This is a genomic window from Planktothrix sp. FACHB-1355, from assembly GCF_014748295.1.
Taxonomy (GTDB): Bacteria; Cyanobacteriota; Cyanobacteriia; order Cyanobacteriales; family Aerosakkonemataceae; genus Aerosakkonema; species Aerosakkonema funiforme_A.
On the sequence record NZ_JACJUP010000039.1, the window covers coordinates 1 to 14690 of the forward strand.

The following is a 14690-nucleotide window of genomic DNA, read 5'->3' on the forward strand; positions in this document are numbered from 1 at the left end:
CTTCACCCAAATGGGTTTGAAGTGTCAGGATTTGAGATTGCATACGCCCAAAAGGGATGAAACCTACAATTTCCCGATTCCCTTCACTGTAACATCATACTACATTAAAAGCAAGCCACATCAGTTGATAAAAACATTGTATTTTACGATTTTTTGGTATCTAAATATACTAATCTTCATCCAGGATTTACGCACTCTGGGACTGGAAACCTGCTTTATTCGTTGGTTTTTAGCTGTTAAATCATCATTTTTCAGAGAAACTGGGTTTGTTTACTTAAATTCTCAAAACCTCAAAAGCTATAAAAAAATACACAAATCCCATCGGCTAACCGTAGTATAGTAAATATGAAGTTGGCCTTTAGACGATCGCACAGGCATGGAACTGTCATGTAAAGTTAATTACGCTTTGTTAGCTCTCCTAGAATTAGCCAGACATCGGGAGCGGGGGAAGTTAGTGCAAATCGAGCAGATAGCTGCCGACTACCAAATACCCGATCGCTATTTAGCGCAACTGTTAATGACGCTACGGCGGTGTGGCATAGTTCGGAGTCAGCGTGGAGCCAAAGGCGGTTACTTGTTAGCTCGCGAACCCGGGCAAATAACGCTGCTGGAAGTTTTCACTTGCTTGGAGGGGACATGGAGCCACAAACAGGAAAGTCAAGCGGCGTCATTAACGCAGGCGCATTTTGCGATCGAGGAAATTTGGCAGGAAGCGACAATGGCAGCTACCGCAGTCTTGCAGCGTTACACCTTAGAAGATTTGCGCCAAAAGCGCGATGAAGGCCAACAATTCAATCCCATGTACTACATTTAGCTGTGAAGGAGCAAAAAATGCGAATTGCCCGCGATATCACGGAATTAATAGGCCATACACCTCTAGTTCAGCTCAATCGGGTTCCTCAGTCAGAGGGATGTTTGGCGAGAATAGTTGTGAAGTTGGAGGGGATGAACCCAGCGGCTTCCGTCAAAGACCGGATTGGCTTCAGTATGATTGAGGCAGCTGAAGAAGCGGGACTGATCGAACGGGGTAAAACTGTTTTAGTAGAACCGACTTCTGGCAACACCGGTATTGCTTTAGCGATGGTGGCAGCTGCCAAAGGCTACTCCTTGATTTTGACCATGCCGGAGACGATGAGCCAGGAACGGCAGAATATGCTGAGAGCTTACGGTGCCAAACTGGAGCTGACTCCCGGCGCAGAGGGTATGAAAGGGGCAATTCGCCGTGCGGAAGAAATTGCGGCGGCGACTCCGAATGCTTTTATGCCGCAACAGTTCCGCAATCCAGCCAATCCTAAAATTCACCGGGAGACGACAGCGGAGGAAATTTGGGACGATACCGATGGACAAATCGATATTTTAGTAGCTGGTGTGGGAACTGGCGGTACGCTAACTGGGATAGCGGAGGTCATCAAACAACGAAAACCGAGTTTTCAAGTGGTGGCGGTTGAACCTCTCAGCAGTCCGGTGATCTCTGGAGGTCATGCAGGGCCACATAAAATTCAGGGTATTGGAGCTGGGTTTATCCCGGAAGTTTTGCGAGTGGAGTTGATTGACGAAGTTATCACTATTGCGGATGAGGAGGCGATTTACTACGGTCGCCGACTGGCAAGAGAAGAGGGGGTATTGTCGGGAATTTCTTCGGGGGCCGCTTTAGCGGCGGCAATTCGGGTGGGCAAACGTCCGGAAAATGCCGATCGCTTGATTGTGATGGTACAGCCGAGTTTTGGCGAACGCTATTTGAGTACGGCGCTGTTCAAAGATTTAGAACTGTTTGAAACGGCGACTTTGAATTAAAGCAGAGCTTTTTCGATCGCATTGTAGGTTGGGTTGAGCGACAGCCAAACCCAACACCATACGCCTTTTGTAGGGTGCGTTACACATTAAACTTGTTCGTTATTAATAATCCATCGAGTCTAACGCACCCTACCATTTGTTGCATATCGCTCCGAAATCAGGTATGACTTAAACAAAATTCGCTCGTTATTGTAAAGTTCTAATTATTTCCAAAGTTTGCTGATACAATTCTTGTTTTCCTTCTTGTTGGAAGAGATTAGCTGCTTTTTGATAATCTGCGATCGCACCTTCTTTGTTTCGCAAAATGCTGCGAGCCAGACCTCGGTTATAGTAAGCCATTGCATAGTTGGGATCGATCTCAATTGCCCGATCGTAATCATTTATAGCTCTACGATAGTCTTTTAAATCGTAGCGAGCGTTACCCCGATTGTAATAAGCCACAGCATTGTTAGAATCAAGGCGAATTGCTCGATTGTAATCTTGAATAGCTCCCCATCTATCTCCCAAATCCAAGCGAGCGTTACCCCGATTGTTGTATGCTGCTGCTAAATTGGGATTGAGACGAATCGCTCGGTTATAATCTTGAATAGCTGCCTGTTTGTCTCCGGAGTTAAAACGAGCAAGACCCCGGTTGTAGTAACCTCTGGCATCGTTAGGATTAAGGCGAAGTATTTCCGTAAGGGCGGCGATCGCACCTTGGTAATCTTCCTTGTGATATCGCTCTTCTGCTTGGCGATAAAGCTCTTCAGCGCCGGACTCTTGTGCAAGTAGGGTGGGTGTTGAGGAAGATAGAGCTAAATTGGTACTTGCCTCAGACAAAGAAGCTGAGAATAGGCAAATACTTGCAGTCAAGCTCATCAATACTGCCGCACGCCAGTAAGGAAACAGCATATAATTGCACCTGCCATGAGTTTTACTGACTATATTTATAAAGGGTAATGGATAATGGAAAAGAAAAATGGTAGGGAGTAGCTGGGGAGAATTCTCCACATCCATCTACTACCTACCATACCTTGAGCTACCTAAAATCGTGCAACCACAGACAGTTTGCAGTTTCCACAGCGGTTGCAAAAATCCTGATGTTATGCGATCGGGCTAGGGCATTCTAATTTTCACGGAGCAGCCGTGCGATCGCTTGAATTAGTTCTTCTTGCTCAAACGGCTTGCCAATATAAGCATCTGCACCTACCTTCATTCCCCAATAGCGATCGACTTCTGTAGTTTTTGCCGAACACATAATTACCGGAATATCCTGAGTTATGGGGGTTTTCTTAATACGACGGCAGACTTCGTAACCGTTCATTTGAGGCATCAGAACATCCAATATTACCACATCCGGGCAAGTATTTTGCACCCGTTCCAACGCTTCCTTCCCATTACTGGCGACTGTTACTTGAAAGTCATTGCCTTCCAGGAAGTCTGCGATCATCTGCCGTTGTGTGGCGCTGTCTTCTACAACTAGAACACTACTCATAAAAACTCGCTTTCTGTTATAGAATCAGTTTGTTTCCGGTATCACCATCCTAGAATTAGTATAGAGAAACCACATGAGGCGCAAGTCCTGAATTTGTCTGGGACTTTAGTCCTAGTTGTACTTGGGGCTGTTCCAGATTGCCATAGCTAGAGGTCAAAAGGCTCCTGGGCTCTGTGTTAGGCAAGTTCGTATCTATCCTCTACGGGTTTTTCCGTATCTGCCGTCACTTTTGCCGATCGTCTATTTGCTTGCGATCGACGTTCTGAGCAAAAACTTGACATTAGTATTAGCAATGATGTATAGGTTCTTAATTCCCGGTTCTCGATTATGATTCGTATTTTATTAGTTGACGATCAGAGCCTAATCCGTCGGGGGTTAAGTGAATTGCTAAGGTATGAGGATGCCTTTGAGGTGGTGGGAGAAGCGGATAACGGCTTAGTTGCCATTTCTCAAGTGGAAGTATTGCAACCGGATGTTGTCCTGATGGATATTCGGATGCCTGTGATGGATGGCGTCGCTGCTACCAGAGAAATTTGTCAGCGCTTTCCCCAGACGAAAGTCTTGGTATTGACCATTGATGATGACGATGAATACGTAGCGCGTGCGCTCCGTTATGGAGCGGCTGGCTATTTGCTTAAAGACACTCCACCAGAAGAAATAGCGCAGGCTATTCGCGTTGTCAATAAGGGTTACACCCATCTGGGGCCTGGTTTGGCGAAGAAGATTGTAGCACAGCTTCCCACTAGAGCTCCCAGTCCTCCTCCAGGTTGGACGGAATTGACGCCGAGAGAGCAAGAAATTTTAAAGTTAATTGCTACTGGTGCCAACAATCGCGAGATAGCGCAAACACTTCACATTTCTGAGAAGACGGTGAAAAACCACGTTACCAGTATTTTGCATCGGTTGAATTTACGAGATCGCACTCAGGTGGCTATTTTTGCCCATTCTTTTCTCCCTTCCTTGGCTAATTAAAGTTCGCAAATGTCCACGCGCACATAAAAATTTTCTGCACTGCGCGACCACAGTCCCCAGACAAAGGATGCCACCCACGCACCGCAACCGGGTAGGTGGCCTGTCGGAGCATCAATACTATAATTGAGCAATGATACGCTCAACCATTTTCCTTCGACGCGCCAACCGACGCGATCGCCCATTTTTTCCCAATCTCTGCTAACTTCCCGATCGTAGATGCGCTTTTGCACGCTAAACCCGAATCGTCCGTTTGAGTAATCGACCCAAAGGCGATCGATCGTGCGGAGGTCGGTGCAGGGTAACTTATTGAAGGTGTGTATTGACAAAATACCCAGTATAAGCATTTTTACCGATGCCAAACTGGGATAGGCGAATTTAGGTTGTGTAGCAGCGAATTCAATTCGCCTTCTTGTGCAGAAGCATACTATATTACAAATTTTCCCATTGGTGGTAGTATGTCGGTAAATTTATTAACCAAACGGCTTACCCTCGATAACTTTATTTTGGAGATGATGAGTATACCGCCACAAGATCTCCAGATCGAGCAACTGCAAGACTTGGTGGGACAACTCGATTTAAACGATACCCTGCTCAGACAACATATCAGTTTTTCCGATCGGACATATGCACGCAAGTTGCTTTGTCGGACATCGCGGTTTGATATGTTAGTGCTAAGCTGGCATCCAGGACAATTTACCACAATTCACGACCACGCGGGAGCGCTCAATGTGACTCGCGTCAGAAGCGGTACTCTGACAGCGCGTCTGTTTGAAGTGTACGACGAGCGATCGGATCGGGAAAAGTTGGTGCGCGTTATCGATGAAGAACAGTTGGGAAGAGGTGGCTTAGCTACTGTCGATCGTCACCACATTCACCAACTGGCGAATACCTCCGACGAAAAGCTTGTTACCCTGCACGTCTACGCGCATCCGCTTGCAAGTATTAATGTATATTGTCCCAATTCGGGACAAGTCGATCGCGTGGCGCTGCAATATACCTTGGAACAATAATTGATATAAATTCTGGAGTAGAGCTTGACTGAATAACCAAATTCTTGCTCATTCCCGATCGAACTTCCTTGGGTGAAGCAGGAAGAGAATACTAAGTCGAATTAGCAAGTTTAGTTAGATTTAGGTAAGTTTTTCGGAGCAGATAACTTGTCTACTACAATTGCCATTATTGGCGGTGGCTTCAGCGGTACGATGGTGGCAGCTCATCTTCTGAGAAAAGCCACCTTTCCCCTAGATATCAAACTGATCGAACGCAGACCCGCAATTGGAAAGGGAGTAGCTTACGGAACTAAGTACATCTGTCATTTACTCAACGTTCCGGCGGCGAAAATGAGCGCTTTTCCCGACGATCCGGAACACTTTCTGCGTTGGGTACAAAAAGAAGAAATAAGTCGGGGAAATCTCGTACCGTCTGGAGTACAGCCAAACACTTTCGTACCGCGCCAGATTTACGGAAAATACATTCAAGCTGTTTTGGATGAGGCGGAAATTGCTGGGAAAGAGAACGTGCGACTGGAACGAATCAAGAACGAAGCGGTATCAATTTTACCAGATGGGAATGGCGCAACCATATCTTTAAGCACCGGCCAAAACTTACGAGTAAATAAGGTTGTCCTTGCTTTGGGTAACTTTCCACCCAGCGACCCATTCGTGCAAGATAAATCTTTTTATACAAGTTTGCGTTACGTGAGCTACCCTTGGTCTGCACAAGCACTTTCAGATTTAGAACAGGATGATGCAGTTTTGCTGATCGGATCGGGTCTGACAATGCTGGATTTAGCTGTGGCGTTGAAAGAGCAAGGTCACGCAGGGGCAATTCACGTTGTTTCGCGTCACGGACTGCTGCCATACCCTCATAAGTTTACCAAACCTTACCCAACTTTTCTGAATGTGGAGACAGCGCCGAAAAATATTCGGGCTTTGGTAAAATTGGTACGTCAGGAAGTCAAGAATGCGATCGCTCAAGATTGCGATTGGCGTGCTGTCCTGGATTCCCTACGTCCGATTACTCAGCAATTGTGGCAGCAATTACCTCTCAAAGAACAGCGACGTTTTCTGCGTCACGTCCGCATTTATTGGGAAGTTCACCGTCACCGCGTTTCGCCGGGAGTTGCAAATACTGTTTCCGAAATGCTGCATTCAGGTCAAATGGTCGTTCATGCAGGTCGCATTCAAGGTTACGATGAAGACGATCGCGCTGTGGATGTCTCGCTTCGCAAACGAAAGATTAGTCACAAAAATTACGCTGGCGAAGAAAGCGGAAATACTTCAGAACATGAAGTTGTGCGCGTACAGCGAGTAATTAATTGTACTGGTACGGAGTGCGATTATCGCAAATTCGGACATCCGCTGATTCAAAATTTGCGATCGCATGGTTTTATCCGTTCCGATGCTTTGGCGATCGGTTTGGATGTTGCGCCAAATGGTGCTTTACTGGATGTGGATGGTATGGTTTCCCAAATTTTATATACTCTGGGGCCACCTCGACAAGGACGGCTTTGGGAGACTACGGCTGTTCCGGAAATTCGGGTACAAGCGGCGGCGTTGGCGGAAGAGTTGTTGGGAATGAAGGTTTGAGGATAATTTTAAGCGCAGATATCTACAGATAAACGCAGATAAACGCAGATGTTTTTGAGTTTTTGTGGTTGAGGGGATGATTTTTTGGATGGGTGGTAAAGGTGGGGTATTTTTTGGAGGTGGGTTATGGCAAGTTACAATAATATTTTGGAAGCGATCGGCAGAACTCCCCTAATTAAGTTAAACAGAATTACTGAAGATATTCAATCCACAATTTACGCGAAGGTAGAATATCTCAATCCCGGTGGTAGCACTAAAGATAGAATCGCGTTGGGGATGATTGAAGCGGCAGAAAAACAAGGTCTTTTGCAGCCTGGGGGTACAATTATTGAGGCGACTGCTGGTAATACTGGTGTCGGTCTGGCGCTAGTTGCTGCTATTAAAAAATATCGCTGCATTTTTGTGATGCCGGATAAGATGAGTCAAGATAAAATTAACTTGCTCAAAGCTTATGGTGCGGAAGTTGTGATTACTCCCACATCTGTAGCGCCTGATTCTCCGGAAAGTTATAATGGTGTGGCAGATAGATTAGCTAAAGAAATCCCTGGCGCTTACAGACCGAATCAATTTGAAAATCCCCACAATCCTTTAGCTCACTATTTAACAACTGGGCCAGAAATTTGGGCAGATAGTAACGGGAAAGTAGACGTTTTTGTTGCTGGGATGGGTACTGGCGGTACTATTTCCGGCGTTGCTAAATATCTGAAAGAGCAAAACCCGAATATTGCGATCGTAGGCGCAGACCCGGAAGGTTCGATCCTGTCTGGCGATAGTCCCAGGTCTTACAAGGTGGAAGGAATAGGCGAAGATTTTATCCCCAAAACTTTCAACCGCCAAATAGTAGATGAAATGGTGCGAGTCAGCGATAAAGAATCTTTTAATACAGCGCGTCGTTTGGCGCGAGAAGAAGGTTTGTTGGTCGGCGGTTCTTGCGGAACGGCGGTAGCAGCAGCGTTGAAGTACGCGCAACGATTGACAGAACCTAAATATATTGTAGTGCTTTTACCGGATACGGGCAGAAATTACATCAATAAGATTTATTCCGACCAATGGATGCAGGAGAATGGTTTCTGGTCAGGACAAACGGTAAAATCTATCAAACTTGGCGAAATCCTCGGACAGAAGAAAGATTTCCCCGCACTTATTTCTGTAAATCCGCGAGATAGCTTGATGCAAGCGATTAAACTTCTGCAAAAACACAATATCTCCCAAGTTCCGGTTGTTGATAATAACGATGTCGTGGGAAGTTTAAACGAAGCATCTTTAATGAAATTGCTGCACGAAGGAATCAATTTCGCCAATCAGGAAGTTTCGGCGGTCATGGGTAGACCTTTACCTGTGCTTGACGAAGATATCGATATTTCCGAAGCGTATCGCGTGCTTTTGTCCGGAACTACTGGTATCATAATCAAACGGGATGAAATTCCAGTAGGATTAATTACCAGAGCCGATTTAATCAAATATTGGATCGGTCAAACAGAGGGATAATATCTTCGTCCGCTTAATTTCCAAACGCAGCCAAAATTTGCGATAAAAAACCTCTGCGTCCCTCTGCGTTAACCTCTGCGCCCTTTGCGTTAAAAAAACTCTAATTGCGAAACCAACAAATTTGATATGATGGAATTTGAAACCAGAGCTATCCACGAAGGTCAAGCACCCGATTCCGTGACGGGTTCTGTCATTGTACCAATTTACATGACCTCGACTTACGAGCAAGAGGCGATCGGTCAACATAAGGGTTATGAATATTCTCGCACGGGTAACCCGACGCGCACCGCTTTGGAGAAAGCTTTGGCTGCAATTGAAAGTGGCAAATACGGTTTGGCTTTTGCTTCCGGAGTCGCAGCGACAACGACGGTATTGAGTTTGCTGAAAAGTGGCGATAATATCATCGCCGGAGATGATATCTACGGCGGAACTTACAGACTTTTGGAAAGGGTTGTCAAAAATTGGGGGATCGAAACAACTTACGCCAGCGTTGACGATTTAACCAGTTTTGAAAAGGCGATTCAACCGAATACAAAGCTGATTTGGATCGAAACGCCGACAAATCCGCTGTTAAAGATTGTCGATATCAAAATTTTATCAGAAATTGCACGACGACACAACTTAATTTTAGTTGTGGATAATACTTTTGCGAGTCCCTATTTTCAAAGACCGCTGGAATTAGGCGCGGATATTGTCGTTCACAGTACGACTAAGTATCTAGGCGGACACAGCGATATTATTGGCGGCGGTGTGGTTACTTCTAATGAAGAATTATATCAACAATTGAAATTCTACCAGAATGCGATCGGTGCTGTTCCCAGTCCTTTGGATAGCTACTTGGTGCTGCGGGGAATCAAAACTTTGGCGGTGCGGATGCGGGAACATGAGAAAAATGCTTTGTTTTTGGCGCAGTTTTTGGAGAATCATCCCAAAGTCGATCGCATTTATTATCCCGGTTTGCCAAGTCACGCACAATATCATCTCGCCAAACAACAAATGTACGGTTTTGGCGGAATGATTAGCTTGGAATTGAAAGGCGGATTCGCAGCAGTTGAGGAGTTTGTGGCGCGACTGAAGTTATTTTTCCTAGCAGAAAGTTTGGGAGGCGTGGAATCTTTAGTTTGCTATCCGGCGAAAATGACCCACGGTCCTATCCCGGAAGAGGAAAGGTTGAGACGGGGAATTCAAAATAATTTGATTCGCCTTTCTGTGGGTATTGAAAATCAGAAGGATTTGCAAGAAGATTTGGAGAATGCTTTGGGATAGAAGATACTCGCTGAAGGTGGGAAATGTAAACGATGATTGAACCAGAATTATTTGATGTAATTGAATTGCTGGTTAATCTGACTGAGTATAATCTTGAGGCAGGAATGCGAGGAGCAATTGTAGATTGTTATGGTGACGGTAAGTATGAGGTAGAGTTTACTAACGAAGAAGGGGAAGCAGAGGTTATTTGTCCGATATCATCTCACCAATTTATTGTAGTTTGGAAAGCTAAAACTAAGAATTGGTTATCAGTATCAGAACAGATTGTAGCCGCGATCGCGAATTTGTCTGAGGAACGTAAACGAGAAGTTTTAGATTTTACTCGTGCTTTATATCAAAGGTAATTAAGTAGGTGGGCATAATTAAACTGTAGAAGATAAATTGGAAGACGATCGCATCGAACTAGCTCCAGATGATGCAGAATGAATAGTGAGAGGAATAAGTTGCAAGCTTTTTGAGCAATCAGTTATGAATGAAATTTCACCACAGATAAAGTTGGGTGTTCTGGATTTTATAAAGATGATTTACAACGGACACCCAGAATACTCACTGATAGCAGTCAAAGCATCCATCGACGATACAGTGCAGGCGTTTATTGAATTTCGAGAAGGGCAACAAGTAAAGGAAAGAAGGGATTACAAAACCTTTCGTATGAAAGAACGAAAGATTGTGCATAGAAGCATTCGCTGGGAGCAAAACATTCCCATTCGCCGAGGTAAAGAAAGATACGATGATGATGATGGAGGAGAAGAAATCGTGTGGGGAATTCTGTTTCTTCAAGTTTATGGCAGCGAGTGGACGGTAATTTTGCGATCGCTGTGCTGGCTACGAGATGAAATTGATGATGTCCCTAAAGAAGCTAAATCCCTGTCTACGAATCTACAAACCAAAGCAATTACCCTGATGGAAGGCGAGACAACTGGTTATATTGGCTATGAACTATTAAAGAATGGCGAGTTACTTGAAAAGTTTGAACACGATGGGGATGATGAGGACTTTTATTTTGAGTCCAAATTGCGCGAAAAACCCGACATCCATTTAAATCGGTATTCGGACGAGGATGAAGATTACAACCCCGATCGGGAATATGATGTCAGTACACAACCGAGAAATCAATTTGTAGACGCATTTTTCCGCGAATTGGGAATTTACTTGCCAGCTTGCTATCCTGTTAGCGATGATGGAAAGCCAACTCTAGCATTTGTAGCAGATTCGGAAAACACGATTGAGCGTGCAGATTGGGTTTCTGTAGAAGAGAAATTAGAAAACGATCGCATCGAAGCAGATCCAGATGATGCAGAATAATTTAAATGAGATAATCGCTGTCCCGCTTGAAAAACTCTCGAAAAATCGGGAATATTCACCTCTCGATCCTCTAAAGTTGGTTATTGCTGCTGTACATCTTGGCTAGAAGCAGTATCCTTTTGCCGTATTTTCGTCAACTTGTAGCCATTCAGACGAATTAAGGGAGATTTCTTGATTTTTTTCACTCCGCTGAGAACCGCTAACGCCATCAGCGTTCCGATCAAACACATTTGCCACAATCCACAACCTGCTGCTGCACCCAATCCAGCCGCCAGCCAAATAGTTGCGGCGCTGGTTAATCCCTTGACTTCTGGTTTACCAAATTTCTGACCGGATTGTTGCAAAATCATTCCCGCACCCAGAAATCCGATTCCCGCCGCCACGCCTTGGATAGTTCTACTCAGAGCATTTGTGGAGTAAAAGGTACTTTCGCCATCCACTTGCAAGGGAATCATCACAAACGCAGCTGAGCCTAAGCTAACTATCATGAAGGTTCGCAAGCCTGCGGGTCTACCGGGCTGCTGGCGATTATAGCCGATCGCACCGCCAACCACCAGTGCGGTACTCAGCCTGAAGATTATAGTTTGCCAATCGCCGGAACTGAAAAAGATGGAACTCATTGCTTGTACTCCCGCAAAACTAGAATCGGCATCCCTCAGTCCGCCAGTGTGCCAAGTAACTACGGTAATTCGCTCGGCTTACTGAAGATTAATATTAAGTCTAGGTTAAATATTGGTTAAATTCAACGCTCGCCCTAAATACAGCAGTTTCGATCTGAGTTAGCCGAAAACTGCTGTAGGCGATCGCTGCGTTATGCTGCTCGATTCGATAAAGTCGAGGTAAGTCGGTAGACGTTTGGGTGTGGTGAAGTAGTAATAAAGCGCTCTCTGTATGGCATTTTTATAACTATTAAAGATTGAGGAATTTTTTGGCTATCTGCTTCTAGCTGCTGTGCGATCGGTTGTTTCCCTCCGCTCATCCCCGTTTGCCAAAAAAAGTAAATCGGTAAAATTGCCAAAACAACCTGAAAACCTAATTTAGCAATTAGATCGGGCATTTTGGGCAGCAGTCGCGTCCCGATTTGAACGCCGATCGCACCTGTAATTCCCAACAAAATACCGATCGAATACAGCACATTTCCTTTCATCGCATGACCTGTGAAAGCTGAGGATGCTGACAGGACAACCACTCCCAAACTCGTCGGCGCTGCGATATTCATCGGTTCTCCTAACAGCGCAATTTGCAAGGGAACCATAATTATGCCGCCACCAATGCCAAATAAACCCGCCAATAAACCCGCTGCACTACCAGTAAAAAAACGTCCCAAATTTGACAGCCAAGAATGCTTTGGCGGTGCGGCGATATCTTCTGTTTTACTGAAGCTTCGCTGGAGTTTGATAACAAAAATATTCGCTAATAATAATCCGCCAAAAGCACCGATCAGTAAATAGCCTGGAATCTGCTTTACCAAATAAACTCCCAGTTGTGCAGTCGCCAAGGAAGGAAGCCCCAAGATTATCACTTTCTGGAAGTTCAACTTGCCCATCCGCCAGTTTTGCAAGCTCCCAGAGATAGATATAAACAACATAGCAAAGCTACTCGTAGCTACGGCTTGGATGGGAGTCAAACCGAGGCTAACCATTAGAGGAACCAGAAAAATACCGCCACCAATGCCCAAAAGCCCAGCCAAACACCCTGCAATCAAGCCGCCGAAACCTAGTGCTAGCGGATAGGAGTGGAAAATCAAAGTCAGGTAATTCATAACTGATAGCAATATGAGTTATTTACCTTTTTAACTTCAGAGGTTAACTGTTTTACAAGTCTTAATTTTTATATTATACACATTTCTTTACCTTGCTCCTATTTTTTAAGAAAATGTAAATATAACGAGCGAATTTGCCTGATAAATCTTCCCCATCGCAGATATTTGTCAAAATAATCTTAATCTCCGGTAAATTTATCGGAATACTTTAAATAAATTTTCAGTAATCTCCGGTAAATTCATCGGAATAGTTGAAAATCAAATATGAATCTTATATCACAGTTTTTTAAGGTGTAACAAGATAGATTATTAATGTGTTAGTATACAACTGCAAGCAGAAAAAAATATTTTTTCACTTGCAACAAAAATAGGGAGCAGTTACGTTTCTGCTTCCTCAGATAGATTCGCTTTTCCTAAATTAGGAGCAAATTTATGATGATGATGATGACGAAAGAAGCCATGCCGATGAGCAAAGATATGCAGGAATGTATGCAAGCCTGCATGGATTGCTACAAAATGTGCATGGAATCCATGACTTATTGCATGGAAATGGGCGGCAAGTACATGGAAGGCTCGATGATGGGCATGATGCGCGACTGCATGGAAATGTGCCAAATGTCCATGAATATGATGATGATGGGTTCGGAGTTCATGGGACGCACCAGCGAGCTGTGTGGGGAAATGTGTATGCGCTGTGCGGAATGCTGCGATATGATGGGCGACGATGCCAAGATGAAAGCTTGTGCGGATTCTTGTCGTCATTGCGCCGAAATGTGCAAGAAAATGTCCATGATGATGATGGCTGCTTAATAAGTTAAAACCTCGCAGAAGGATGTCTGCAACCTAAGAACAAACGCCCGGAATGAAACAAGTCCGGGCGTTTGAAATTGTGCTAGAGATTGAAACTGATGAAATAATTATATCTATAGTAACTGCCAAGACATTCTTAATTGCTGAAAACCTTTATTCTAGACCCTTCTTCCCCGACGCCCTAGCAATCACCTTGTCTCACAGCATGAAACAACTGAAATCCACTTCTGCTGACTTGCGGAGTCTGTTCGAGGATAGTATCACAGTCAAATACGTTGCCGAACCTCTCAAGTCTGTGCTAGCTTCCCAATCGGCGGCGGTTGTGCGCCAGTGGATGGAAAGTCTCAACTTTGACGTTCTCGGAGTGGAAGATAATGGTATAATTTGCGGCTATATCGATCGCCAGAGTTTGGCGGATGGTCAATGCGGCGACTACCAGCGCATTTTTCACCCCTCGGAATTAATCGCCGCATCCACGCCCCTGATAGAATTGCTGCGGATTTTGCGGTATAAAACAAAGGTGTTTGTGTTGGATCGCGATCGCGTCAGCGGTATCGTCACACGCGGAGACTTACAAAAAGCACCGGTACGGATGTTACTGTTCGGACTCGTCACCTTGCTGGAAATGCAGATCCTCCGGCTAGTACGGATTTACTACCCAAATGATTCATGGCAGCCTTTCGTCAAAAGCGATCGAGTGGCATTGGCGAAAAAATTATGGCACGATCGGCAAGCGAAAAACGAAGCGATGAACTTGACAGATTACCTGCAATTCTCCGATAAGCGGGAATTAATCCTCGCCAAAACAGAAATTGTCGATCGACTTGGGCTAAAATCCAAAAGATCTGGAGAGCGTTTCCTCAAATCAGCCGAAGCATTAAGAAACAAGCTCGCTCACGCCCAAGACTTAGTAAATGATTCATCTTGGCCAGAGTTAATTGAATTAGCAGCTGAAATTGAAACACTCCTGCAACGCTGTGAAGAAATTGAATCTGACGATATTATTTAGGGCAAGTCGAGTAGGTTAGAAAAAACTATGAAATTCAAACTTTTGCTTTCCACAGCCCTGAAAATTGTTGCGTTTTTAGGATTTGTTACGCTGCCCTATACAGTTTTTGGGACAAAGATTGGTGTCGCACAAAATAGTCCCGTCACCACAGAAACGAGATTTTTAACTTACGTAGAACCGCGTGAATATGCAATTCAGTATCCTTTTGGTTGGTTTGTAGAG

General features: G+C 44.7%; 17 protein-coding genes and 1 pseudogene. 13 read left to right on the forward strand and 5 right to left on the reverse strand.

Translation table 11 applies throughout. The features are described 5' to 3' along the window. The 3 genes from H6S82_RS32955 to cysK all read left to right on the forward strand — a co-directional run. Positions 1-340: hypothetical protein (locus H6S82_RS32955; protein WP_206756848.1), on the forward strand; the 340-nt coding region annotated here is incomplete at its 5' end. 36 nt (positions 341-376) lie between these two features. Continuing rightward, entirely contained in the window at positions 377-814 is a 438-nt protein-coding gene (locus H6S82_RS03860; protein ID WP_190473391.1) for an Rrf2 family transcriptional regulator, read from the forward strand. A gap of 17 nt (positions 815-831) precedes the next feature. After that, entirely contained in the window at positions 832-1794 is a 963-nt protein-coding gene (gene cysK, locus H6S82_RS03865; protein ID WP_190473388.1) for a cysteine synthase A, read from the forward strand. Positions 1795-1980: 186 nt separating this feature from the next. Here the strand turns inward: cysK and H6S82_RS03870 are convergent, their stop codons facing one another. Next, entirely contained in the window at positions 1981-2685 is a 705-nt protein-coding gene (locus tag H6S82_RS03870) for a tetratricopeptide repeat protein (protein ID WP_190473386.1), read from the reverse strand. A gap of 214 nt (positions 2686-2899) precedes the next feature. Next, positions 2900-3268, reverse strand: coding sequence for a response regulator (locus tag H6S82_RS03875; protein WP_190473384.1), 369 nt, complete (start codon positions 3266-3268; stop codon positions 2900-2902). Between the two features lie 327 nt (positions 3269-3595). On the opposite strand from H6S82_RS03875, the gene H6S82_RS03880 reads away from it, so the two are divergent. Next, positions 3596-4240: a response regulator transcription factor gene (locus tag H6S82_RS03880; protein WP_190473381.1), complete on the forward strand. Its 645-nt coding sequence runs from the start codon at positions 3596-3598 to the stop codon at positions 4238-4240. On the opposite strand, the gene H6S82_RS03885 is transcribed toward H6S82_RS03880, so the two are convergent. Then, entirely contained in the window at positions 4237-4584 is a 348-nt protein-coding gene (locus tag H6S82_RS03885; protein ID WP_190473380.1) for a GUN4 domain-containing protein, read from the reverse strand. The two genes, H6S82_RS03880 and H6S82_RS03885, sit on opposite strands and share 4 nt — an antisense overlap. A 111-nt stretch (positions 4585-4695) precedes the next feature. Between H6S82_RS03885 and H6S82_RS03890 the strand changes: the two genes are divergently transcribed. The 6 genes and pseudogenes from H6S82_RS03890 (at position 4696) to H6S82_RS03915 (ending at position 10887) form a co-directional block, all read left to right on the forward strand. Next, on the forward strand, positions 4696-5250 hold the full coding sequence (locus tag H6S82_RS03890; protein ID WP_191056027.1) for a cysteine dioxygenase family protein: 555 nt from the start codon (positions 4696-4698) through the stop codon (positions 5248-5250). 147 nt (positions 5251-5397) lie between these two features. Continuing rightward, positions 5398-6828: an FAD/NAD(P)-binding protein gene (locus tag H6S82_RS03895; RefSeq protein ID WP_199315556.1), complete on the forward strand. Its 1431-nt coding sequence runs from the start codon at positions 5398-5400 to the stop codon at positions 6826-6828. Between the two features lie 126 nt (positions 6829-6954). Next, positions 6955-8316, forward strand: coding sequence for a cystathionine beta-synthase (locus H6S82_RS03900; RefSeq protein WP_190473376.1), 1362 nt, complete (start codon positions 6955-6957; stop codon positions 8314-8316). 123 nt (positions 8317-8439) lie between these two features. Next, positions 8440-9582 (forward strand): annotated as a pseudogene (locus tag H6S82_RS03905) (cystathionine gamma-synthase); the annotation flags it as partial. A gap of 32 nt (positions 9583-9614) precedes the next feature. Next, the gene (locus H6S82_RS03910; protein WP_190473371.1) at positions 9615-9926 is read left to right on the forward strand and encodes a DUF4926 domain-containing protein; all 312 of its coding nucleotides are present in this window, start codon (positions 9615-9617) and stop codon (positions 9924-9926) included. Positions 9927-10050: 124 nt separating this feature from the next. Continuing rightward, the gene (locus tag H6S82_RS03915; protein WP_190473368.1) at positions 10051-10887 is read left to right on the forward strand and encodes a hypothetical protein; all 837 of its coding nucleotides are present in this window, start codon (positions 10051-10053) and stop codon (positions 10885-10887) included. An 80-nt stretch (positions 10888-10967) separates the two neighbouring features. On the opposite strand, the gene H6S82_RS03920 is transcribed toward H6S82_RS03915, so the two are convergent. Then, the gene (locus tag H6S82_RS03920) at positions 10968-11507 is read right to left on the reverse strand and encodes an MgtC/SapB family protein (protein WP_199315555.1); all 540 of its coding nucleotides are present in this window, start codon (positions 11505-11507) and stop codon (positions 10968-10970) included. Positions 11508-11698: 191 nt separating this feature from the next. Next, on the reverse strand, positions 11699-12649 hold the full coding sequence (locus H6S82_RS03925; protein ID WP_190473366.1) for a sulfite exporter TauE/SafE family protein: 951 nt from the start codon (positions 12647-12649) through the stop codon (positions 11699-11701). A 432-nt stretch (positions 12650-13081) separates the two neighbouring features. On the opposite strand from H6S82_RS03925, the gene H6S82_RS03930 reads away from it, so the two are divergent. The 3 genes from H6S82_RS03930 to H6S82_RS03940 all read left to right on the forward strand — a co-directional run. Continuing rightward, the gene (locus H6S82_RS03930) at positions 13082-13459 is read left to right on the forward strand and encodes a four-helix bundle copper-binding protein (protein ID WP_190473364.1); all 378 of its coding nucleotides are present in this window, start codon (positions 13082-13084) and stop codon (positions 13457-13459) included. A 52-nt stretch (positions 13460-13511) separates the two neighbouring features. Continuing rightward, positions 13512-14468 (forward strand): CBS domain-containing protein, encoded by a 957-nt coding sequence (locus H6S82_RS03935; protein WP_242056811.1) that lies wholly within the window; start codon positions 13512-13514, stop codon positions 14466-14468. 27 nt (positions 14469-14495) lie between these two features. Next, the coding region (locus H6S82_RS03940; RefSeq protein ID WP_347339458.1) for a hypothetical protein at positions 14496-14690 on the forward strand (195 nt) is incomplete at its 3' end.